20 protein-coding genes are annotated in these 23,799 nt (G+C 55.8%); 17 read left to right on the forward strand and 3 right to left on the reverse strand.

Translation table 11 applies throughout. From position 1 onward, the window contains the following. Positions 1 to 170 precede the first annotated feature (170 nt). The 10 genes from AC2TF6_RS07495 (at position 171) to yajC (ending at position 11,845) form a co-directional block, all read left to right on the forward strand. Positions 171 to 2,951, forward strand: a complete 2,781-nt coding sequence (locus AC2TF6_RS07495) for a LysM peptidoglycan-binding domain-containing protein (protein WP_491310525.1) — start codon at positions 171 to 173, stop codon at positions 2,949 to 2,951. A 216-nt stretch (positions 2,952 to 3,167) separates the two neighbouring features. Then, entirely contained in the window at positions 3,168 to 3,845 is a 678-nt protein-coding gene (locus AC2TF6_RS07500) for a BofC C-terminal domain-containing protein (RefSeq protein WP_491310526.1), read from the forward strand. A 197-nt stretch (positions 3,846 to 4,042) separates the two neighbouring features. After that, on the forward strand, positions 4,043 to 4,465 hold the full coding sequence (locus tag AC2TF6_RS07505; protein WP_218228232.1) for an organic hydroperoxide resistance protein: 423 nt from the start codon (positions 4,043 to 4,045) through the stop codon (positions 4,463 to 4,465). A 280-nt stretch (positions 4,466 to 4,745) separates the two neighbouring features. Then, positions 4,746 to 5,249 carry a crossover junction endodeoxyribonuclease RuvC gene (ruvC, locus tag AC2TF6_RS07510; protein WP_009671937.1) on the forward strand — a complete coding sequence of 168 codons (504 nt, stop codon included), beginning with the start codon at positions 4,746 to 4,748 and terminating at the stop codon, positions 5,247 to 5,249. Next, positions 5,246 to 5,872, forward strand: coding sequence for a Holliday junction branch migration protein RuvA (gene ruvA, locus AC2TF6_RS07515; RefSeq protein WP_009671933.1), 627 nt, complete (start codon positions 5,246 to 5,248; stop codon positions 5,870 to 5,872). Before ruvC ends, ruvA begins: the two co-directional genes overlap by 4 nt. Before the next feature lie 18 nt (positions 5,873 to 5,890). After that, positions 5,891 to 6,898: a Holliday junction branch migration DNA helicase RuvB gene (ruvB, locus tag AC2TF6_RS07520; RefSeq protein ID WP_218228233.1), complete on the forward strand. Its 1,008-nt coding sequence runs from the start codon at positions 5,891 to 5,893 to the stop codon at positions 6,896 to 6,898. A 246-nt stretch (positions 6,899 to 7,144) separates the two neighbouring features. Beyond that, complete coding sequence (locus tag AC2TF6_RS07525; protein WP_491310527.1) at positions 7,145 to 9,217, forward strand: SpoIID/LytB domain-containing protein; 2,073 nt, start codon at positions 7,145 to 7,147, stop codon at positions 9,215 to 9,217. A 9-nt stretch (positions 9,218 to 9,226) separates the two neighbouring features. Continuing rightward, positions 9,227 to 10,348: a tRNA preQ1(34) S-adenosylmethionine ribosyltransferase-isomerase QueA gene (gene queA, locus AC2TF6_RS07530; RefSeq protein WP_491310528.1), complete on the forward strand. Its 1,122-nt coding sequence runs from the start codon at positions 9,227 to 9,229 to the stop codon at positions 10,346 to 10,348. 20 nt (positions 10,349 to 10,368) lie between these two features. Then, the gene (tgt, locus tag AC2TF6_RS07535; protein ID WP_042230423.1) at positions 10,369 to 11,505 is read left to right on the forward strand and encodes a tRNA guanosine(34) transglycosylase Tgt; all 1,137 of its coding nucleotides are present in this window, start codon (positions 10,369 to 10,371) and stop codon (positions 11,503 to 11,505) included. Between the two features lie 19 nt (positions 11,506 to 11,524). Further along, positions 11,525 to 11,845, forward strand: a complete 321-nt coding sequence (gene yajC / locus AC2TF6_RS07540) for a preprotein translocase subunit YajC (protein ID WP_491310529.1) — start codon at positions 11,525 to 11,527, stop codon at positions 11,843 to 11,845. Between the two features lie 89 nt (positions 11,846 to 11,934). On the opposite strand, the gene AC2TF6_RS07545 is transcribed toward yajC, so the two are convergent. Continuing rightward, complete coding sequence (locus AC2TF6_RS07545; RefSeq protein WP_491310530.1) at positions 11,935 to 12,780, reverse strand: phosphatase PAP2 family protein; 846 nt, start codon at positions 12,778 to 12,780, stop codon at positions 11,935 to 11,937. 94 nt (positions 12,781 to 12,874) lie between these two features. Continuing rightward, a complete protein-coding gene (locus AC2TF6_RS07550; protein WP_491310531.1) occupies positions 12,875 to 13,267 on the reverse strand; it encodes a TIGR04086 family membrane protein in 393 nt (130 codons plus the stop codon). Between the two features lie 120 nt (positions 13,268 to 13,387). On the opposite strand from AC2TF6_RS07550, the gene AC2TF6_RS07555 reads away from it, so the two are divergent. Both AC2TF6_RS07555 and AC2TF6_RS07560 read left to right on the forward strand, forming a co-directional pair. Continuing rightward, positions 13,388 to 14,707: an SLC13 family permease gene (locus AC2TF6_RS07555; protein ID WP_491310532.1), complete on the forward strand. Its 1,320-nt coding sequence runs from the start codon at positions 13,388 to 13,390 to the stop codon at positions 14,705 to 14,707. Between the two features lie 79 nt (positions 14,708 to 14,786). Beyond that, positions 14,787 to 15,476, forward strand: coding sequence for a DUF421 domain-containing protein (locus AC2TF6_RS07560; protein ID WP_009671932.1), 690 nt, complete (start codon positions 14,787 to 14,789; stop codon positions 15,474 to 15,476). Positions 15,477 to 15,540: 64 nt separating this feature from the next. Here AC2TF6_RS07560 and spoVB read toward each other — a convergent pair whose 3' ends face one another. Then, a complete protein-coding gene (gene spoVB, locus AC2TF6_RS07565; RefSeq protein ID WP_491310533.1) occupies positions 15,541 to 17,112 on the reverse strand; it encodes a stage V sporulation protein B in 1,572 nt (523 codons plus the stop codon). 182 nt (positions 17,113 to 17,294) lie between these two features. Between spoVB and AC2TF6_RS07570 the strand changes: the two genes are divergently transcribed. From AC2TF6_RS07570 to recJ, 5 genes are all read left to right on the forward strand, one after another. Further along, a complete protein-coding gene (locus tag AC2TF6_RS07570) occupies positions 17,295 to 17,993 on the forward strand; it encodes a post-transcriptional regulator (protein WP_491310534.1) in 699 nt (232 codons plus the stop codon). A 111-nt stretch (positions 17,994 to 18,104) separates the two neighbouring features. Beyond that, positions 18,105 to 19,337, forward strand: a complete 1,233-nt coding sequence (secD, locus tag AC2TF6_RS07575; RefSeq protein WP_491310535.1) for a protein translocase subunit SecD — start codon at positions 18,105 to 18,107, stop codon at positions 19,335 to 19,337. After that, complete coding sequence (gene secF / locus AC2TF6_RS07580) at positions 19,327 to 20,247, forward strand: protein translocase subunit SecF (protein WP_491310536.1); 921 nt, start codon at positions 19,327 to 19,329, stop codon at positions 20,245 to 20,247. Before secD ends, secF begins: the two co-directional genes overlap by 11 nt. A gap of 91 nt (positions 20,248 to 20,338) precedes the next feature. Then, positions 20,339 to 21,292, forward strand: a complete 954-nt coding sequence (locus AC2TF6_RS07585) for a cation diffusion facilitator family transporter (protein ID WP_491310537.1) — start codon at positions 20,339 to 20,341, stop codon at positions 21,290 to 21,292. A 43-nt stretch (positions 21,293 to 21,335) separates the two neighbouring features. Further along, complete coding sequence (gene recJ / locus AC2TF6_RS07590; RefSeq protein WP_491310538.1) at positions 21,336 to 23,798, forward strand: single-stranded-DNA-specific exonuclease RecJ; 2,463 nt, start codon at positions 21,336 to 21,338, stop codon at positions 23,796 to 23,798. The last annotated feature ends 1 nt before the right edge of the window (position 23,799 follow it).

Genomic DNA, 23,799 nt, shown 5'->3' on the forward strand with positions numbered 1-23,799 from the left:
GGCAGCGGTTTTTTTTATGCCCGGAATTGCTGTATTTGCGCCTGTCCTCCGGAATTTTCCGTGGCTTTTTTTCGTCCGGGGATGTCAAATGCCCATGGGTCTGCATAAGATGTAATGTCAATCGGATTGGGGAAGACGGATATGTACTTAGAAGAAGGAGGTAAGACCCGTTGAAAATCCATATGGTTAAAAAAGGGGATTCGCTGCATAAAATCGCCCAAAAATACAACGTCGATCTCGATAAAGTGATCGAAGCGAATCCTCACATCGCGAACCCGCACCAAATCAACGTCGGCGAAAAGGTGAAAATTCCGGGAACGCCGACGAAACCCCATCACCATGAAGGGCAGCATCATGAAGGACAGCATCATGAAGGGCACCATCACGAAGGTCAGCATCATGAAGGGTATCATCATGAAGGGCACCATCACGAAGGTCCCCATCATGAAGGGCACCATCATGAAGGGCACCATCACGAAGGGCACCATCATGAAGGGCAGCATCACGAAGGGCAGCATCATGAAGGGCACCATCATGAAGGGCACCATCATGAAGGGCACCATCACGAAGGGCACCATCATGAGGGGCACCATCATGAAGGGCAGCATCATCTGGTAAAGCACATTGTGCAGCAGGGAGATACGCTGTGGAAGCTCTCGAAGGCATGGGGAATTCCGCTGAAGGAAATGATTGAGGCCAACACCCAACTGAAAAACCCGAGCGTACTGATGACCGGTGAAACCGTCTATATTCCGAAAAAGGGTCACAAAAAGCAAGAAGGCGTTCAAGGGTATCAGCCTCATCACGGAGGGACAGCTCACGGCAAGAAGAATACTGCCCCGATCCAGCCGGCAGTCCCAGCACCCGAAGTAGTGGAGCAAAAGCCGGAAGCCGTTCAAATTCCCGAATTACCGGAAATTAACCAAATAACGAAGATAACGGAAATTAACTTAAATCTGGCGAAGGTGACAGAGCACAAAGAGGAAGTGAAGATCGAACTTCCCGTACAGCCTATGCCTCAGGTACAGCTGCCGGTTATCGAGCAGCCTCCCGTGCAGCCGGCTCCGCAGCCGCCGGTGCCTGAATACCAGCTGCCCCAACTGGTGCTGCCGCAGATCGAGCTGCCGTCTTATACACCGCAGCCTCCGCCCCAGCACCCTTGCGAGCCCGTTGTTCCGGCTCCTTATCCCGCTTATGTAAAAGAGGCGGAGGCTTTTCCGGACTGTGGAGGTTATCCGGAAATCCTTCCGATGATTCAGCCATGCCCTCCTTATGCGCCTTTTGTGTCTCCATACGGGCATCATCATGATATGTGGAAAAAAGAACCATGTGGATGCGACGGTGAACTGCCTGTCCCGTATGGCCATCACGGAGCATACGAAGGAGGCTGGGGACATCCGCAGACACTGCCGTATCCGAATGTGGAGATTCCCCAGGGCATTCCGTCCTATCAGGCAATGGTCGCTGCCGAAGAAGAATTCATCCAGCCGACCGGGCATATTCAGGTACAGCCCTACCCGTCCCAGCCGTGGTTTCCGAACCAGCCCGGTTTGTACGGGGGCGCGGGAGCCGGCCCGGATTTGAATACCCCTTACACGGACGGAGCCTATTGTCCGGAAAAACCGGTATTCGGACAGCATCCGGGCTGCCCCGAGCCATACGCGCCATTCGGCCATGGGGGCTTTGAGCATGGAGGTCACGGTCACGTAGGCGGATGGCCGCAGAGCTACGAGCAAGGAGGCGTCTGGCCGCAGGGCTTCGCGTCCCCGCAGGAGGCGGAGCAAGCCGTGTATGCGGCTGGCGGCTACGAGCATGGGGGCGCTTGGCCGCAGGGCTATGCGCCACAGCAGCATCCGGAGCATGGCCAGTATGCGCCCGGAGGCTACGAGCATGGGGGCGCTTGGCCGCAGGGCTATGCGCAGCAGCAGCCGGAGCAAGCCATGTATGCGGCTGGCGGCTCCGAGCATGGCCAATACATGCCCGGAGGCTCCGAGCATGGAGGCGCCTGGCCGCAGGGATATGCGCCGCAGCAGCAGCCGGAGCAAGCCATGTATGCGCCCGGAGGCTACGAGCATGGGGGCGCTTGGCCGCAGGGCTATGCACCGCAGCAGCAGCCGGAGCAAGCCGTGTATGCGGCTGGCGGATCCGAGCATGGGGGCGCCTGGCCGCAAGGCTTTGCGCCGCAGCAGCAGCCGGATCATGGCCCATACATGCCCGGAGGCTACGAGCATGGAGGCGCCTGGCCGCAAGGCTATGCGCCGCAGCAGCATCCGGAGCATGGCCAATACATGCCCGGAGGCTACGAGCATGGAGGCTATGAGCATGGAGGCGGATGGCCGCAAGGCTTTGCGCCGCAGCCTTACGGGCCGCAGGCTTTTACGGCCGGTCTGGCGTCTATCCCTCCAATGACGGGCAAGAAAGATTGCGGCTGCGGCTGCGGGGGAGCCAAGAAAGGGCACGGTCGGGCACCGGAAGCGGCTAACTTCCAAGCATTCCCGTCCGGCTTCGCTCCTTACGCCGATGGCGCGCAGCAATCGCCGTACACGCCGTTTACAAGTTACGGCCAGCCAGATTGGGAACGGATCTGCCCGCCCGCGTTTCTTGCCCCGTACGGCTACGGGAGCGAGCAGGAAGGAGCGGTGAATCCCTACGTCCAGTTTCCCCAGCCCGCTTACGCCGTTTCGGGTCCGCAGGGTCAGGAGGGCGCTAACCGTATAGAGGGCCTCCGGGAATCCGCACAGGGAACCGGAGAAAACGAAGCCCGGATTCATCTGGTCGATGAGGAAGAGGAACTGGGCTCCTTCTTCGAACCTGAGGCCAGGGCCAAGAAAACGTCCGCTCCCAAGAAGGCCAAAATTTCCAAGAGCTCCGCACGCACGGTCATCCGCAAAGCGGGCCGCAGTGCGCCCAAACAGGCGGTTAGTGCAAATGTTCCTTGGATGAATGTTTAAGACCTTTGCTCACAGGCTTTGTTGTATCAAGCAATAGTGAGCTTCCGCTCCGGCGATTCCTTCTGGGACGCCGGAGTTTTTCTTTTATGCCTACAACGATTAGGTCTTGGAATTTCCGGCCCGCAGCCTCGCATCCAGCCCGCTGGAAATACATGTATAAGCTTTTCGGCGGGGGGAACAATAAGGGAAAACAGAGGATAGAAGGGGATTGCCGTGATGGTTTTCAACTTGCTGAAGCAATTGAAGAAAAAAATCCGTCTTAAACGCAAACGGCTGATATTCGGCAGTTACGTTCTGCTTGCCGCAGCCGCATACTTGCTGGTTGCCTATGAATTCCCCAAACCGGCTTACCGGGAAGCCAGCGCACCGCTCGGACAAGCTGCCGCGCCGGAAATCGATCAGGTTCTGAAAGCGCAGCAGGAACAAACGCTGCGGCAAATCCGCTCTGAAGGCGGTCAGCGGCTGACTTATATACAGCGCTCGTATGTATGCGGAGAGGAACAGCAGGAGCTGGGGCTGAAATCCGCGGAGGAGATTACGGCTTTGAACGGAGAACATCCCGACTGGATTTTAAGCTTGAATTCCGGGGGAAGTGTCATCTTTACCCAGCATATCGACGATTTGTCGCCGAAATGCAAACAGAGCGCTTACTTCGGCGTAGACGAGAGCGGTAACTTGTCTTTGTTTGACGGACTGCCGGCCAATGATAAAGTGATCCGTACTTTTTTCCAGCTCAATATCCAATACCTCGAAAGCACCCTGCCCAAAGAAACGGTCCATCAGCTTCACGAAGGAATACGGGTGTCGGATGTGGCGGAGTTCAACAGTGTCTTGTCCACATTCAGCGATTATGCCGTACAGGAGAGCGAAAAGGCGATGTCGCCCAATTACTAAAGCTTTTACGGGACAGGCCGGCATTTTCAACAAATTCTTTAAAAAGGCTCCGCTCTAAAGGTGGATCTTTTTTTACGAATATATATTTTGTAAAATTATATTGTACACAATGTAATAGTGTGTTATTATTCGGTTATACAACGAAGCGCCTTCTGCGGCGCCTCCACTTCAAACTTTTAAAGGGATGGTGTTTGACCATGGAACATTTATACACAGCGGTTGCAACGGCTCAAGGCGGACGGAACGGGAAAGTAACTTCGGATGACGGCGTGCTGAACTTGGAGGTCAAAATGCCGAAAGAGCTGGGCGGTCCGGGCGGAGCGGTTACGAATCCCGAGCAGCTTTTTGCGGCGGGTTATGCGGCCTGCTTCGACAGCGCCCTGAACCTTGTGATGCGGCAAAAACAGATCCGTTCCGAAACACAGGTGACGGCTCACGTCACGATCGGTAAGGACGAAGAGGACGGGGGCTTCAAGCTGGCTGTCGAACTCAAAGTGAGCATTCCCGGGGTGGAAATGGGAACGGCTAACGAGCTGGTCGCCGCCGCACACCATGTCTGCCCTTACTCGAAGGCTACAAGGGACAATATCGACGTGTTTATCGATGTTGTCCAAGCGTAAATGAACAGCGAAACGAGACGGCTTCCGCGAGGGAGCCGTTTTTATTGTTGCAAGCGCGGCAGGGTACTTGCGGGACTTCCGTTTAGTTCAGGATTGGACCGAAGATGTTCCTGAACCCACCTGTAATTCAGCCGGTGGACAGACCGCGAACAAGACGGTGAATATTTGCGGCTTGTCCCGCCTTTAAACACGCTATCCCTTTCGGCGAGAATTTGCTATAATGGAAATCGATACATATGTTCGCTTTTTGGGGCATACAGGGGATGGGAGAGAACTTCTTTTGCGTATTCTGGGAATCGACCCGGGCATTGCGATCGTCGGTTTCGGGTTTATCGACAAGACCGGCAGCAAACTAACGCCCGTTCAGTACGGCTGTATACAAACCGAAGCCCATACCGATCCGGGTCTTCGGCTGAAGCAGGTTTACGATGCGGCCTGCCAGCTCATAGACAAATATAAACCCGACGCGATGGCCGTCGAGAAGCTGTTCTTCAACCGGAACGTCACGACGGCCTTTACCGTCGGCCAGGCGCGCGGCGTGATTATACTTGCAGCCGTTCAGCGCGGAATACCCGTCGGCGAATACACGCCACTCCAGGTTAAGCAGGCCGTTGTCGGCTATGGCAAAGCGGAGAAAATCCAAGTGCAGGAGATGGTCCGCATGTTTCTTAAGCTGTCCGCGATACCGAAGCCGGATGACGTGGCCGATGCGCTCGCCGTAGCGATCTGCCACGCGCATTCATCCACGCTGCACGATAAAATCAAAGAGGTTACCAAACGATGATTGATTTCTTAAGAGGCAAACTAGCTGCGCGTGAAACGGAATACGTCGTTCTCGACGTGAACGGAGTCGGCTACCGCGTTTTTTGCGCCAACCCGTACGCGTTCGGATTGAAAGAAGACGCCGATGTCACGCTGTATACTCACTACCATGTGCGCGAAGACGCACACCTGCTGTTCGGCTTCCCGACAAGGGAGGAGCAGATGCTGTTCCGGCAGCTTATCGATGTCAGCGGCATCGGTCCCAAAGTCGCGCTCGGCATTCTTGCCGGAGGCCGCCCGGAAACGGTAGTCGCGGCTATCCAGCAGGAGAATATCGCTTTCCTTACAAAGCTGCCCGGTATCGGCAAGAAAACCGCACAGCGGCTTATTTTCGATTTGAAAGAAAAGCTGGGCGCACTGCCGGTTACGGAGCGCGATCTGGCTGTATCGTTCGGCTTAGTGGACCCGTCGGATGAATTCGGTACCCAGGGAGTCTGGGGCGAAGTCAAGCAGGGTCTGCTCGCGCTCGGCTACACGGAAGCGGAAGCGGACCGCGCGTGGTCCCGCATCCAGCCGAAAGTCAAGGATACCGATCCTGCCGATGTCATCATGAAACAAGCCCTCCAGGCTTTGTTTCAAATGTAAGTTTTGGGGGAGATGACGATGGAAGACCGCATTATATCCGCGAATTTGATGATGGAAGACGAAATCGTGGAATTTTCCCTGCGCCCCCGGTACCTGGCGGAATATATCGGACAGACGCAGGCGAAGGAAAATCTTAAGATTTATATCGAAGCGGCCAAAATGCGCAAAGAGGCGCTTGACCACGTTTTGCTTTACGGACCTCCGGGGCTCGGAAAAACGACCCTGTCGAATATCATCGCCAACGAGCTTGGCGTCAATATCCGCACGACGAGCGGCCCCGCTATCGAGCGGCCCGGCGACCTCGCTGCGATTCTGACGAATCTGCAGGAAGGCGACGTGCTGTTCATCGACGAAATCCACCGCCTCCACCGGACGGTGGAGGAAGTGCTGTATCCGGCGATGGAGGATTTTGCGCTCGATATTATCATCGGCAAGGGGCCGAGCGCGCGTTCCGTACGGCTGGATCTGCCGCCCTTCACGCTGATCGGCGCGACGACTCGCGCAGGGCTGCTGTCGGCTCCGCTGCGGGACCGCTTCGGCGTAATCAGCCGGCTGGAGTTCTACACCGTCGACGAGCTGTCGTATATCGTCAGCCGCACCTGCGACATCCTCCAGGTGCAGATCGTCGGAGAGGCGTCGCGTGAAATCGGGATGCGCTCCAGGGGCACGCCGCGTATCGCGAACCGGCTGCTGAAACGGGTCCGCGATTTCGCCCAGGTCAAAGGAGACGGGATCATTACCGTCGATCTGGCCCGCGAATCGCTCCGGCACATTCAGGTGGACGATCTCGGCCTTGACGAGATCGACCACAAAATGCTGAGAGCGATCATTACTTCGTTCCGTGGAGGTCCGGTAGGACTCGATACGATCGCAGCCACCATCGGCGAGGAAAGCCAGACCATCGAGGACGTGTATGAGCCCTATTTGCTGCAAATCGGCTTTTTGCAGCGGACTCCTCGCGGACGGATGGTCACGCATCAGGCGTACAGCCATTTGGGGCTGCCGATTCCGGAGCAAAATTCTTAACTAATCTTATGCCATTTTTCCGATCAGGTTTTTTCCAGCCTCCGATAGCTGCTTCCGTGCAGCTTCGGGGACTTGAAAAAGCCTTTTTTAATGCCGATATAAAGAATGGAGCAGAGAATCGAGCTTGGGCTTATTTGGAATTCTCACAACTTATCGTTGAAAGCTGCGTCTAATAGTTGATAGAATACTAGAGTTGGATTCATTTACCAGACCCATATCCCAAAACGGAAAGGATTGTTTGCACCTATGAAAAACAGCCGGATAAGCTGGAAAGTGGTCACGGCCGTCTTGCTGGCGCTGGTGCTGGCAGCGGGATTGTTCGGCAGCGCCGCGCTCCCGCTACAAGCAGCGGTTCCGAAACTCGATACGATTCGGGTCGGCCTTTTTATCGAACATGAAAGTTACCGCACCTCCGAGCAGGTGGTCACCCTCTCATCGGACAAAGGCTTTAAGCTGGGAGTGCGCACCCCCGCCGGGGTTGTGAACCTTGCGGCGGAGGGCGGCGCGACCCTGAAAGCCTCCCTGGACTCTTACGGGGTCCGCGTGCTGGAAACGGCGAACTGGAATGAAGCGAAGGCGGCTTACGACAAGCTCCAGAGCTCGCCTTCCGACCGCGCTTACATCATCAGCCGCTCCAAAAAAGGAGCCGCCGTGTATCAGGTATACTACGGCAGCTACGCGGCGAAAGAAACGGCGAGTACGGCAAAAGCCAAAGCGGTCAAAGCGACCGGCTCCGCGCAAGCGGTTCTGTCCGGACCTCTGCATTGGTCTGCCGGCACGTACGCCACGGCCGCCGAAGCGGAGAAGCAGGCCGAGGCCGTCTCTCGTGCGGGAGCGGACGCCGACGTCGTTCTGACGCCGGATGCTTCGGGACAAGCCGGGTACAGTGTATGGGTAGGCGGCGAGGCGGACGAGGCCGGGCTGGCCGCCGTCAAAGCTGCTTTGCCGGGTGTAGCCCTGCAGCCGGCCGATACGGCATCGGCGTATCTGATCAAACGGGCGGACGCCACAGCCGCTGCAGCGGCGGTTCCCCATTATTTCTCGGGTGCAGGCTCGCAGAAAACCTGGATCGACGGCAACGGTGCCGGAATCAAAGTAACCGAAAAGTCGAATCAGGTCTACCGGGGCAGCATGGAAGTCAGCCGCTACAACGGCAAATTCGCACTCGTTAACGAGCTTCCGTTCGAAGAGTACTTGTACTCCGTGGTCAGCTCCGAGATGGACGGCAGCTTTCCGCTGGAAGCGTTGAAAGCCCAGGCGGTCGCCGCGCGTACGTTTGCGATTAAAAAAGGAATGAAATACGGCATCGCGCACCTCAGCGATTCGACGACCGACCAGGCTTACAGGGGAATGCTCCGCGAAGCCGAGATCGTCCGTCAGGCGGTCGATGCGACTAAAGGTGAAGTGCTGGTGGACAAGTCGGGGATTATCGGAGATCCTTTGTACTCCTCCAATTCCGGCGGGCAGACCGCCGACGCTTCCGAAATCTGGGGCAATGCGGTTCCCTATCTGAAAAGCGTAGCCAGCCCCGACGAGGGAGCGGCTAAAGGCAAACCTGTCTGGTACCGGGTTGCTCTGCTTTCCGGAGAGACCGGCTATGTCAGCGGCACTTACCTGAAGAAAACGGGCGAGAAGAGCGCGGCCGGTCTTGAAATAGCCGCATCCACGCAAGGAGGCGTAAATGTCCGCACGTTGCCGAGCACGGACAGTGCCAGCTCCCCGGCAGTCGCCCAGCTTAAGGACAAGGAGCGTGTCACCCTGCTGGAACAGGTAACGGAGTCAAATTCCTACAGCTGGTTCAGGGTGTACGACCGCGCCCAGATGGAGAAGCTGCTCGCAGGCGCGGGAGTGAAGCTGAACGGACCGCTCCAGTCTCTGGAGGTAAGCAAAAGAGGCCCGTCCGGACGCGCTACCGAGCTGAAAGCAAACGGGGAAGTGGTGAAGGTCAAATACCCGAACGACCTGCGAAATGTTTTGGGCGGCCTGCCCAGTACCCTGTTTGAAATTGAGGAACCGGGAAGGTATACTATAGTTGGTGCAGACGGTAAACCGGCCGCTCAAACGGCGGGTTCTGTCCAGGTTATCGGGGGAACCCAGGCCAAACCGCAAAAAGCGGGGGCCGACCTGTTCGTCATGGGAGCGGACAGCCAGGTGCGCAGCGTCGCATCGGGCGCGGCCGGCTTCGTGATCCGCGGGACAGGCAACGGGCACGGACTCGGCATGTCCCAATGGGGAGCCAGAGGTCTGGCGGAACAGGGGAAAACCTACACCGAAATTTTACAAACTTACTATACCGGAGTTTGGACGACTAAGGAATGAGAGACATAAATGGACGTACAAGATTTTGATTACGATTTGCCGGAAGAATTGATTGCCCAGACTCCGCTCCTGGAACGGACGCAGTCCAGGCTGATGACGCTCGACAAGCAGTCGGGCGCCATCGCTCATCATACGTTTGAACAGTTGGCCGATTATTTGAAAGCCGGGGATCTGCTCGTGATGAATGACACGCGAGTCATTCCAGCCCGGCTTTTTGGCGTGAAGGCGGACACGGGGGCCAAAGCGGAGCTTCTGCTCCTCAAGCCGCTGGGCGAGGACCGCTGGGAAGCTTTGGCCCGTCCCGGCAAGCGGATTAAAACCGGCACCGAGCTGCTGTTCGGTGTACAGCCGGAGACGGCTGCGGACGGTACGCCGGTCGTTCCGAAGCAGGCTCCGCTTTCGGCGGTGGTCGAAGCCGAAGGCGAGATGGGAGCGCGCACCGTTCGCTTCCGTTACGAAGGTATTTTTAACGAGATCCTGGATAAGCTGGGAGAAATGCCGCTGCCTCCTTATATTAAGGAACAGCTGCCCGAGAAGGAGCGCTATCAGACGGTCTATGCCCGCCATGCGGGTTCCGCTGCCGCTCCGACCGCCGGCCTGCATTTTACCGGCGATTTTCTCGACAAGCTGAAAAGCCGGGGCATCCGTCTGGCCTTCGTGACTCTTCACGTCGGGCTTGGGACGTTCCGTCCCGTATCCGCCGACAAGGTGGATGAGCATGAGATGCATGCCGAGTACTATGAACTTCCGCAGGAAACGGCGGACCTCATCAACGAGACTACCGCCGCAGGCGGCCGCATCGTCGCGGTCGGCACGACCTCGACGAGAACGCTGGAAACTGCGGCCCGCCAGTCGCGGTCGGCATCGGAAGCGCAAGGCGGCTCCGTCCATACGGACAGCGGGAAGCCTTACATTCGCGCTTGCAGCGGGTGGACCAGCATTTTCATTTATCCGGGCGTGGAGTTTCAGCTTGTCGATGCGATGCTGACGAATTTCCACCTGCCTAAATCGACGCTGCTGATGCTGATTTCCGCCATGGCCGGCCGGGAGAGCATTTTGAACGCTTACCGCGAAGCCGTGGAGCGGAAGTACCGCTTTTTCAGCTTCGGCGACGCGATGTTTATTTATTGAATCCAGAAGGGAAGACAACTATGGCTGCGGTTACTTATGAACATATCAAGACCTGCAAGCAGACCGGGGCAAGGCTCGGTCGCGTGCATACCCCGCACGGTGTGATCGAAACGCCGGCTTTCATGCCGGTAGGCACCCAGGCGACGGTAAAAACGATGAGCCCGGAAGAACTGAAAGCGATGGACGCTCACATTATTTTGAGCAACACGTACCATCTCTTCCTCCGGCCGGGCCATGAGCTTGTGAAAAAAGCAGGCGGCCTTCATAAATTTATGAACTGGGACCGACCGATTTTGACGGACAGCGGGGGCTTTCAAGTATTCAGCCTGAGCGATATCCGTAAAATTACGGAAGAAGGCGTGCAGTTTCGTTCCCACCTGAACGGGGACAAACTCTTTATCTCGCCGGAGAAAGCCATGGAAATCCAGAACGCGCTCGGCTCCGATATTATGATGGCCTTCGACGAATGTCCTCCCTACCCGGCGACCTACGAGTATGTGAAAGACTCCCTGGAGCGTACGACCCGATGGGCGGAACGCTGCCTGAAGAGTCATGCCCGTCCGGGCGATCAGGGACTGTTCGCCATCGTGCAGGGCGGCATGTACGCCGATTTGCGCAAGCAGAGCGCGGAGCAGTTGACTTCCATGGATTTCCCGGGGTATGCTATTGGAGGATTGAGCGTAGGCGAGCCTAAGCACCTCATGTATGAGATGCTGGAATGCACGACACCGCTGCTTCCGACCGGGAAGCCCCGCTACCTGATGGGAGTGGGTTCACCCGACGCACTGATCGAAGGCGCTATCCGCGGCGTGGATATGTTCGACTGCGTACTGCCGACACGGATTGCCCGCAACGGCACCGTGATGACGAGCGCCGGACGTCTCGTTATCCGCAACGCGAAACACGCCGACGATCTCGGGCCGCTTGATCCAGAGTGCAGCTGCTACACGTGCACGAACTACAGCCGCGCCTATATCCGTCACCTGATCAAGGCTGACGAGACCTTCGGCATCCGGTTGACGACGTACCACAATCTGCACTTTTTGCTTGAACTGATGAGGGGTGTCAGACAAGCCATCCGCGAAGATCGCCTCGGCGATTTCCGGGACGAGTTTTTTACAAAGTATGGTCTTCACGACAACGACAAAGGTTTTTAACTGAAGGAGGATCTCCACGATGTCCAATCTGGCCGCAGCAGCCAATGCTAGTCCGTACGGAAGCTTAGTGACGTACATTCCGCTTATTCTGATGTTCCTGGTTCTTTATTTCCTGCTGATCCGCCCGCAGCAGAAGCGGACGAAAACCCGCAACATGATGCTGGCTAACTTGAAGAAAAACGACAAGATCGTTACTATCGGAGGCCTGCACGGCACGATCCTGGAGATTACCGATGACATCATCGTTCTGCGCGTTAACGATGCGACCAAAATGACATTCGACCGTTCCGCGATTAACACCGTTGTCACGAGCAGCGCGGTTGCAGAAGAGAAAAAATAAGAGCGAATCACATACAAAAAAGGCGAGTTCCTCGACCGGCCGGTCTAAGGAACTCGCCTTTTTTACGTATCCGCAACTTATTTCACCAATTATTCGCTGACTTCCTGCTTCTGGAGCCTGCGCTGCGGCAGAAGAACTCTGCTGAAGAACGGACGCTCTTCGCTGATGCTCAGGCCGAGACGGGCCGCGAACACACCGAGAAGGACACCGCCGCACATGTCGGTCAGCCAGTGGATTCCCAGGTAGAAGATCGAGAAGATAATCACGACGCAGCTGAGGAGGGAAAACCATTTCCAAAGGCGGTTCCGGGAACGGCTGGCGAGCAGCGCCATGGAAACGGAAATGGAGGTGTGCAGGCTCGGGAAACAGTTGTCGAGCCCGGACAAAGGCCGGTATTCCGCTTCGAATTTAGGAAACACTTCCAAGATCAGCAGCTTTACGTTGGGATGGAACGCCCACACTTCCTGGACGGGGAAGAACAAGTAAAACGGAATGGCGATGATGTAATTGATTATGACCGTATAGCAAAGCGCATAAAAAAGACGGTATTTCTTCTGGTACGTATAAATCAGAATCGATACGATCATAAGACAGGGAAATACGATCACATAAAAAATACTGGTAACCATCGTAATGGTGTTGTTATAGAACAAGTGCTGGAAACCTGCTACGAAGTCTCCTTCCAGCCCGTGTATTTTTGCCGTGAAATCGGCTGTGTAGTGCATTTTGGATTCAATCCAAAGCTCGACTTTGTTGAAAAAGAGAATAGCCATGACCGCCGCAAAATGAAAGAAAAACTTCCGCTTTGTGAAAAAGTCCTGTACGAATGCTCCTGCGACAAGAAACGGGTTTTTCCGTAAAGACAAGTACAGGAGAACGTAGATGGAAATCACAATATATACGGTTGCGTGGGTCATGGATTGTAACGGATACATTGCATTTCCCCCTAAAATTCAAAAAGGTATTAAGAGAACTAAGATATTATATCATAGTGGGAGTAGTAGGTGTGCAATTTCAGGGGTCGCTCCATTATTTACTGCTGGAATTAACGCCGATCACACCGCCGAGCGCGCCGGCAACAAAAGCGAATCCGGCCAGGGTGAGCGTTTTCAGATCGAATGCGGTATCAACCGCAAGGAAGCCGATAGTCCAGACGATCAGCGCATAGAAAATGCCCAGCATACCGCCGTAATACCAGCCTTTGCGGCCCGCGCGTTTACCCGCAACCCACCCTCCTACAAAAACGGAAATCCCGTGTGTGATATAAGCCAGGGTGGAAAGCGAAGACTCCTGTGTACGGCTGAGAAGCAGAATGAGCGACGTGAATATAGTTCCCGCAACCAGCATAATGAACGCATAGAGAAGGCCAGAAAGAAATGGTGAAGATAGACGGACTTGGCTCACCTTATTAATCGGAATCATGACATAATCCTCCCTTTCCCTTAAGAACATTTCGGTATCATCATTCTATGGGCTTGTTCATAAGAATAGTACAGGTTCCGCTTGTACAGCGGCTCCGTGGGAAAGGGGGATGGGAACAAGATGCATGAAGCCGTGCAGAATGCCGGCTGGCAGGCCGCAGCGGCTGCAGTTTTCGCCCTGATGGCGGTAGGTTTGAGTCTGAAATTTGTCCGCTGCCGTGCCTGGTTTCCGCTGGCGGGAGCAGCTGTTTTATTGGCGGCCGGAATTGCGGGTCCCCCAGCCGCCGTGATAGAGGCCGTCCCGTGGAGGGCGCTCGCGCTTGCGCTGACCATGGGAATAATCGCCGCCGTAATCGAAGAAGCGGGATGGCTCCAACTGACGGCGGTAAGATTTTACCGGCTAACTTCGGCGAATCCGCAAAAGATGCTGGCCATGTCCATGATGCTGGCCGCCGCCGCGTCGGCACTTCTGGACGCATTAACCGCCATGGCGGCTCTTCTGCCGCTTCTCCTGGCTTTTACGAGAGCCTGGAAAATACCGCCTTCTCCGTTCGTAATCGGCCTGATGCTGGCCTGCAACCTCGGAGGCGGCCTCTCCGTTGCCGGAACGATGCCAGCCCGGCTGATCGGGACTGCAGGCGAACTTGGCCTGACGGGCGTCTGGCTCGTGCTGGGTCCCCTCCATGCCGTTCTTCTGGTTCTCGCTTATCTGATGATCCGGACGGTGTATGCCGATAAGCTGAAGGTAGGCACGGAAAGACTTCGGGAGCTCCAAACCGCGGCTTCCGGCATGGATGGAAACAAGGGAGATATCCGCAATCCGGCCATCGCCCTGGGTTTGATCCTGCTGGCATATATTTGTGCCGATCTGTCGGGTCTTGACCTGATTTGGATTTCCGGAGCGGGAGCAGCCCTATTGTTCCGATCGGTAATTAAACGACGGGGAAGCCTCAAAAGTTTCGCGGCCGGCTTTGTCCCGCTCCTGGCGCTGACTGCCGGCTGGCTTCTTATCGCCGGCGCTTTCGTCCAGACAGGCGTGCTTGACGACGCGGCCGGGTGGCTGATGAAGGCAAGCTCGGGAGACGATCAGCGGGCCGTGCTGGCCGTTCTCTGGATGTCCGCCGTCGGCGCGGCCTTTTCGGACGGGACGGCCTGGACCGCATTTTCCGTTCCTGTTGTTCAAATTGTGAGTGAACAATTGCAGGCTGTCTCTCCGGATCATGCGGGAAGGCTCTGGTATGTCCTGCTTTCGGGCATCCACTTAGGCGCCAATGCGACCAGCTTCAGTTCTTTTTCCAGTCTTCTGGCCTTCGGAGTCGCTGTCTCGCGGAAAAACGGGCTGACCTTCCGGGAATATGCACGGATCGGCGTGCCGTTTTCTCTATTCTCACTTACCCTGGCGTCCCTGTATTTAGTCGGATTCTGGTTTGGCAACAATTGAGGGACTTCGGGGCCGCATGAAGGGGAAGAGGGGCGGTCAGACTACCAGGTAAACTCCGAGAACCTTCCGGGAGGATACCATGGAACTGCTGACGATTTTTTTACGCACCGTTATGATTTATTTTGTCGTTTTCGTCATGCTCCGTATTATGGGGAAACGCGAAATCGGCAAGCTTTCGGTTTTCGATCTGGTGATTTCGATTATGATTGCCGAAATCGCCGTATTCGTACTGGAAGACATACGCATGCCCATGGCTAACGGAATGGTGCCGATGATTACGCTCGTGCTCATTCAACTGCTGATGGCATTCATTACGCTCAAAAGCCAGCGTTTCCGCACGTTATTCGAAGGCCGTCCCAGCGTCCTGATCGAACACGGGAAGCTTAACCGCGAAGAAATGCGCAAACAGCGCTACAATCTCGATGATCTGATGATGCAGCTGAGACAGCACAAGGTTATGAACGTGGCCGATGTCGAATTCGCCATCTTAGAGCCATCCGGTAAGCTGAGTGTGGTCGAAAAGTATCATCCCAGCCGCAAGCCAGAAATGGGACCGGTCGAGAGCGGGCGCATCCGTTATGCTGGGCTGCCCGTAGCTCTGGTCATGGACGGCAAAGTCCAGGAAGATAATCTGCAAAAAGTGGGCCAGACCCGTTTCTGGCTCAAGAGCGAGCTTAAGAAGAAGGGAATAGCCGATTTCAAGGAAGTTTTCTTCTGTTCCGTCGATCACCGGGGTTATTTGTATGTGGATAAAAAGGACCGGGTTTAAACGATGAAAAAGCCGGACTGCACAAGAATCTGTGCGTACCGGCTTTTCCGTATGCGGCGGCGGATCAAGGTTTGCGAATGATTTTCCGCCCGAGTGTAAGCAATCGGGACAAGTCCGATCTGTTAACGATTTTGAGTACCGTTACGGCCGCCAGATAGGCCGTTAAGGCGGCAACCGAGGCGAGGAGGAAACTGACACCGGCGGGCAGGCTGCCGATGGACCGGTAAACGGCGTAGCAGCATAAGGAGGCGATGCCCATGGCGGCGGACACTTTGGCCACATCGCTGCCGCGCAGTGTAAACTTCAGATGCCGCAGCACACTTAGCCCGTGGAGGAAGGTGACCAGCACGATGTTCACGCAGCTGGCCATAACGGCGCCGAGTATGCCGAATTCCGGTTTGCTCGCCAGCCATACGATCAGCAGAAGCTTGACGAGGGAGCCGATCAGCGTGTTGATGAGCGCGCTGCCGGGTTTGTCCAGCGCCTGCAGCGCGGCTTGAAGAGGAGCCTGCAGGTAGATGAAAATCGCGACCGGCGCCAGCATTTTAAGCATGACTGCGATATCCTTCTGCCCGTACATGAGCAGACAAAGAGGGTCGGCCAGCACATACATGATGACGGCGAAGGGAGCGCCCGTAACAAGCGCCAGGCGCAGCGACTGATGCATGCGTTTGTGAATGGTCTTCAGATCTTTGCGCGCCGCCGCCTCGCTGAGCGACGGAACGAGCGAAACCGAAAGCGAGGAAGTCAAGGCGCTCGGCAGCAGGATGATCGGAATGATCATCCCTTGGAGGGCGCCGTACTGCGCGGTCGCGAGTGCGGTGGCGATACCGGCGGCCGCAAGACTGTGCGCGATGAGAATGGATTCGAGCAGGTAGGAGCCTGCCCCCACGAGGCGGCTGGCTGTAATCGGCAGGGAAAGCGTCAGCAGACGGCGCAGTTGGGTCATCCGGCCCTGCGCGGCGCTTGTGCCGATCTGCGCTTTGTGCACGGGCATGTTATTCTTGCGCTGCAGCTTGTAATGGATGAGAAGCACGAGCATGCCCGCGACTTCGCCGATGGTGACGCCGATCATGGCGCCGGCGGCCGCCCATGGAATGCCGTAGGGAAGCAGGGCGAAGGAGCAGAGAAGAACCATGACGATGCGCACCAGCGTCTCTATGGTCTGGGAAGTCGCCGTGGGGATCATGTCCTGCTTTCCCTGAAAATAGCCCCGGAGAACCGAGGATACGGCGATAATCGGTATAATCGGGCTCATGCAGAGAAAAGTAAAATAGACGCGCTCGTCCGTCAGCAGATGGGAGGTTATCCAGCGCGCCCCCAGTATGCAGACTGCGGTAAAGATCCCCGATATGCTCACGGAAAGCGTGAGGGCGAGCTTAAGAATGCGCGCCGAACGGCGGTAGTTGCGCTCGGCTTCCGCTTCGGCCACGAGTTTGGATACGGCGAGGGGAATGCCTCCCGTTACAATCGTAAGAATAACGATCAGGAACGGCCAGCCCATCTGATAGAGGCCGACACCTTCGGCGCCGATTACCCGGGGAAGCGTAATCCGCGGAATGAAACCGAGGATCCGGTTTACGATGCCTGCGGCCAGCAAAATCATCGTCCCTTTTAGAAAAGACTGCTTGGTCAACGTTCACTCCCTCTTCCGTAACGGGTTCTACTAGAGGATATGCGGGCAATGGCAAAGCTCATGCCAAACTTTTTGGGGATAGGGGCCGGGCGATGCAGGAAAACCCGTTTTTGTAAGCGAATATAGCAAGTAAGGAACAGAACGTGTACGTTGCCGTTACAGCAGCTAAGGGGGGAATAAATATGAATTCGGAAACGGACAAATTGGAGACGGCATCTGCCGCGGCAGCGGAGCAATCCGAGGCACCGGAAGACGCCAAAGAAAAAACGGAAGCCCCGCTGTTGCCGGAAGGACTTCTTGAAGCGGAAGCGCTGGCCGAAGCGGAGTCCCTGGAAACGATGCCGGAACCCGAAGAGATAGAAGAAGAGAAGGAAGCGGGTGTCCTGGACGGACGGCCGGAAAGCCGCGGAACGCTGCATGAATCCGGGCGTGAAGCCGAAACAGACGAGGCGCCAGAAACGTCAACGGTTGTGGAAATCAGCTCCATGGATGAAACGGCGGCTGCTGCCGAACCCGTGCAAGCGGTCGTGATCGATCCTGCCGATTCGTTTGAAGTGGAAGCGGAGCCGGCATTCGACATGGCGGTCGAAGGGGAAGCTAATATCCCAGTTGTGCCAGGCACGGAAGAGGAACCCGAACCCGAGCGTCTCACCGACCGGGAACTCAACGAAATGATCGAAGGCTTATGCCTCAGCAAAGCGGAGGAGTTCCAGATGATCGGTTACGAGCATGTTACGGGGGAAGAAATCTGGGAGTGCATAAACGACAGGTATAAGAAGAAAGGTCTGCCGCCTCTTCATCAGGTTGTCAACGATATTTTGTCGCTTAAACCTAATCAGTTTATGAATTATTTGACGTTAAGCATGTATCGAAGGTCCTGATCGGCTTTTCGGGCCTTTTTTTGTTTGGTGTGGTAAAAAACGTCAAATTGACTCGTTTTTCACGTGTGGGTATAATAGGAATATTGAGTTGGGAAGGGAGATTATCAAGGCATGAATGTAAAACGGATCTCGGCGTTTTTCATAACCGTCATTGTCACGCTGGCCGTGATCGTAACGACGAGTCCCGGGCTTCTTGGCAAAATCAAGCTCGGTTTGGATTTAAAAGGAGGGTTTGAGATCCTCTACGTGGCTGAGCCGTTTACGGCCGGTCAGAAAGTAACCCCCGCAACTTTGAAGAAAGCGGCGGAAAGCATCGCGCAGCGCGCGGACAAGCTCGGCGTAGCGGAGCCGGAAGTTCTCGCCGAAGGCGAAAACCGCATCCGTGTGCGTCTGGCAGGCGTCCAGAACGAAGACGAAGTACGCCAGAAAATCGGCAAACCGTCTTCCCTTACGTTCCGCGATCCCGATGGCAACAACATGCTGATCGGTACCGATTTTGTCGAAGGCGGAGCCTCGGTCGGTTACGATCAAACGAACCAGCCGGTGGTACAAATTAAGCTGAAAGATCGCAGCAAATTTAAAGATGTTACTACAAAAATGGTAGGAAAGCCTCTGTCGATTTTTCTCGATGAGGAAAAGCTGTCCTCGCCCATGGTTAACACCCCGATCGACAGTGACGTAGCTACGATTACAGGCAGTTTCAAGTTCGAAGAAGCGCAAAAGCTGGCCGACACGATCAACCTCGGTGCCCTCCCTCTGAAATTGACGGAGAAATATACGCAGGTAGTCGGCGCTTCCCTTGGACAAATGTCTCTGGAGCAAACGATCCGCGCGGGGATTATCGCATCCGTTATCATTCTGGTCTTTATGATTCTCCTTTACCGTCTGCCGGGTATTATTGCGGCCTTTACGCTTATCACGTATACTTGGCTGCTTCTCGTGCTGTTTGACTGGATCAACGCGACATTGACCCTTCCAGGGATTGCGGCACTTGTGCTCGGGATCGGGATGGCGGTCGACGCCAACATCATTACGTACGAACGGATCAAAGAAGAAATCCGCAGCGGCAAGAGCATTCCGTCTTCGCTTAAAGCGGGCTCCAAAGCATCTTTCCGTACGATTATGGATGCGAACATTACGAACATCATTTCAAGCCTTGTTCTCTATTATATCGGCAACGGGGCTATCAAAGGCTTTGCTTTGACCACGATGCTCAGTATTGTCGTGAGTATCTTGACGAACGTGTTCTTCTCGAGATTCCTCATTCACCTGCTCATTAAGGGCAATGTGTTTAAAAAGCCCGGTTATTTTGGCGTGAAGGAGGCGGAAATCCGTGAACTATAGTAACAAATTCAACTTTGTCAAACACAGGAATATTTTCTTCGCAATCTCCGGTATATTCATACTGGCCGGTATCGTAACGCTCCTGCTGTTCCAAATGAACTACGGCGTCGACTTTAAAGCAGGTACTTCCATCGACGTTTCGGTAGGACAAGCGATCACCAAAGAGAAGGCACAGGAGATTTACAAAGGCGCGGGCTTCGATCAGACGGTCACGATCGGCGGAGCCAACGGCGACCGCGTTTCCACCCGTTTCGATGAAATTCTGGGCAAAGATCAGGTCGATAAAATCAAGGCGGCTTTCGAAGCCCCTTATAAAGATAAGGTGTCCATGGAAGTGAACACCGTATCGCCCGACATTGCCAAGGAACTTGCCATTAAAGCGATCATCGGTATTCTCATCGCGAGTGTCGCGATCAGCATCTATGTGAGTATCCGGTTTGAATGGAGATTCGCGGTAGCCGCCATTATTTCCATTCTTCACGATGCGTTTATCGTCGTCGCGATGTTTGCCATCTTCCGTTTCGAGGTCGACTTGCCGTTCGTAGCCGCCGTACTGACTACCGTCGGTTACTCGATTAACGACAAGATCGTTATCTTCGACCGGATTCGTGAAAACCTTCGTTTCGCCAAGCTGAAAACTCCGGAAGATCTGGAGAAGCTTGTTCATGACAGCACATGGCAAACGATGGCCCGGAACATCAACACGGTTCTTACCGTATTGATCGCGGCTGTCTGCCTCTTTATTTTCGGCAGCGAATCTATTAAATTATTCGCCTTGGCGAAAATCATCGGTCTGACAAGCGGCGCATACTCTTCCATCTGTATCGCGAGCCCGCTGTGGTACCTGCTCAAAAGAAACTCGCTCGGCAACAAGCGCAAAGCCGCTCCTGCCGCAGCCGCAAAAGAATAAGCTCACTGCCGCGTGAATTCTTGTTCCCGCGGCTTTTCCTTGACATGAGATAGAAGCGTCACCCAGCAAACTATTCATTAGGAGAGTCGACATGTCAGACGAACGATTTCAGAAAGCCGAAGTCGCCGCGTGGATTGGAATAGGTGGCAACATCGGTCTTACGGTTCTTAAAGGTGTGGTCGGCGTGATGGCGGGAAGCCGGAGCCTCTTGGCGGACGCCGTGCATTCCGCTTCGGATACAGCGGGTTCATTCGCTTCGCTGCGGAGTCTGAAAGCGCCGGGAACTCCCGTCGACCATGGCCGCTCCTACGGTCGTGACAAAGCGGAATCTATAGCCGCGATTCTAATTGCGGTCATTATGACGATCATTTCCGTGGAAATCAGTATGAACGCGGTGAAGGATATGGTTTCCGGCGTACATAACGCGCCCGAGAGCTACGCGCTTATTGCCGTTATCGCTTCCCTTGTTTGCAAAGAAGTCATGTTCCGGTACAATTACTGGGTCGGGAAAAAGCTCGGCTCACGCGATCTCGTGACCGGCACCTGGGAACACCGTTCCGGCGTGTATTCCTCGATTATGGCGCTGGCCGGGGTAGGAGGCGCTCTGATCGGTGAAAAAATGGGCTGGGGGTTTATGTACTACCTGGACCCGGCAGCGGCCGTCGCCGTCACCCTTCTTATCGTTAAAAACAGCTACGGAGTTATTACCGACGCGCTGCAGAAAACGATGGACCGTGCCCTGCATCAGGAAGATGCGCGGGATATGATCGACGCCGTACAAGGCGTAAAGGGCGTCATTTCCGTAGAAGACCTCCGAGCCCGGGAACACGGGCATTATGTCATTGTGGAGCTCAGAATCAGCGTGAATCCGCGCATTTCCGTTCTGGAAGGCGACGATATTGCAAGATCGGTCAAGTACCAGCTCATGAAAAAATTTATACACCTTTCGGATGTCACGATTCACGTATTCCCTTACGATTCGGGTTATCCTTACAAACACAGTATTGATGCCGCTGCAAATGACAGCGCGCAGATGCTTCATTAACGAATGAGCAAAAAAATGATTATGCAAGTTTAGGAGGAACAACGTGCTGGAATCCAAAGCAAGATGGCGGTTGGACGCTGGAAACGAGGCCGTTGCCGGGCAGCTTTGCGATGCTCTCGGGATCGATCCGCTGCTTGCCAGGCTGCTTGTGCTGCGCGGAGTTAACAGCGTTCCCGAAGCCGAACAGTTTCTCAGCGGAGGAAGCGGTCATTTTCACGACCCTTTCCTGATGGAAGGCATGGAAACGGCGGTTAGCCGGATCCGATCCGCCCTCAGCAGCGGAGAAAAAATTCGTGTCTACGGCGACTACGATGCGGACGGGGTCAGCTCGACGGCGCTTATGGCTCACCTGCTCCGAGGTTTGGGCGCCAATTTCGACACCTACATTCCGCATCGAGTCAAAGAAGGCTACGGTTTGAATAAAGGGGCCGTTGATCTCGCCAAAGAGCAAGGAGTATCTCTGATTATCACGGTCGATACCGGTGTAAGTGCGGTAGAAGAAGTCGCTTATATTCAGGAGCTTGGCATGGACGTCATCGTGACGGACCATCATGAACCGCCCGGTACGCTGCCTCAGCCGCTTGCCCTGATCAATCCCAAGAAAGAAACCTGCCCCTATCCGTTTAAGGGGCTTGCAGGTGTTGGGGTCGCTTTAAAGCTGGCCCAGGGACTGCTGGGCCGTCTGCCCGAAGAACTGCTGGAGATTGCCGCAATCGGCACCGTAGCGGATTTAATGCCGCTGCATGACGAGAACCGGCTTATCGTTAAGCTCGGACTGGAAAGAATGAGAAAGTCGGCTTATCCCGGACTGCGTGCCTTGATGGACGTCTCGGGTGTCGACCGGAGCGCAGTGAATGCCACGCACATCGGATTCAGCCTCGCGCCCCGGATCAATGCCAGCGGCCGGCTGGAGCATGCCTCGACGGCACTCAAGCTTCTGGTGACGGAAGACGAAGCCGAAGCGGTATCAATCGCGGAAGAGCTCGATCTGCTGAACAAAGAACGCCAGTTCATTGTAGACGAGCTGACGGGACTGGCTAAGGCCGCCGTGCAAGAAGAACAGGACGGGGCTTTGAAGCGGGGAGAAACGGCCAAAAACTTTCTCGTCGTATCCGGCGAAAAATGGAATGTCGGCGTTGTCGGTATCGTGGCTTCGCGTCTGGTCGACACTTATTACCGGCCGACCATCGTGCTCAGCATAGATCCCGACACGGGCATGGCCAAAGGTTCCGCCCGTTCCATCGCGGGTTTCGATATGTATCAGGCGCTGACGCACTGCGCCGATCTTCTGGATCATTACGGCGGGCACCAGGCTGCAGCCGGCATGTCGCTGCGCAGGGAGAACATCGCCGAGTTTGAACGGAGGCTGAATGTTCTGGCCGGAGAATGGCTCAGCGCGGAAGATTTTATCCCGCTGCTTGCCGTCGATGCGGAATGCAGCCTCAGCGAGGTGCCCCTCGAATGCATCGAGGAGCTGGAGAAGCTGGCGCCGTTCGGAGTAGGCAATCCGGCGCCGAAGATTTTGTTCAGCGGCCTCCGTCTCGATGAAATCAAGCTGATGGGCCGTGAGCGCCAGCATCTCAAGCTGGTTCTCACGGATGCCGCCGCCGAGATCGCGGCCGGAGTCGAGGCCGTGGGCTTCGGCAAAGGCTGGCTCGGCAGCCTGATGACGCCGCAGGCGCCCGTTGACATTGTCGGAGAGCTCTCCGTCAATGAGTGGAACGGCGTGCGCAAGCCGCAGCTCATGCTGCAGGACTTGCGCATCCCGGCTCTCCAGGTCTTCGACTGGAGAGGCAAACCCGCCGCGCGCGTCGGCGAAGACCTGGCCGCGCTCGGCGAGCGGCTCGCCGCCCTTCCGGGGCGCGGCTCCGCCCGGCCGCCGGCCCTTGTCCTCTTCGGCGAAGAGGACCGGGCGCCCGGCGCCGGCGGGCGTCCGGCAGGCCCCGTGTGGCGGTGCCTGCCGGACGGGAGCCTGGCAGCGGACAATGAAGCGGCCCGGGAACTTCCGTTCCCGGAGATGACCGACATTGTCCTCTGCACGGCTCCGCGCTCGCTCGCGCAGCTGGAGCGGGCGCTCGCCCAGGCGGACGGCATACGCCGGTGCTATGCCGTCTTCGCCGATCCCGTGCCGCAGGATGGCGGCGCGATGCCTACGCGTGACCAGTTCAAAGCGGTCTACGCGTCCGTCAGGCAGCAGGGCATGTGGGATATGCGCAATCCTGCCCTGCTGCAATCGTTCAGCCGCCGGTCAGGCTTATCGGCGGCGATGATCTCTTTTGTCCTCGATGTATTCGAGGAGCTGGGATTCATCGAGAAAGCCGGAGGCGTCGTCCGCCCGGTAGCCGCTCCGTCCAAACGTGACTTGACGACCTCGAGAAAATACCAGGAACGTTTGTCGCGCGCGGAAGTCGACCGCGTCTGCGTGTATACGTCCGCGAAAGAATTAAGCGACTGGATTGCAGGCTGCCGTTCACCGCAGCAGCTGTCATCCGCGCAACCCACATAAA

The sequence above is a fragment of the Paenibacillus sp. JNUCC 35 genome, from assembly GCF_058269095.1.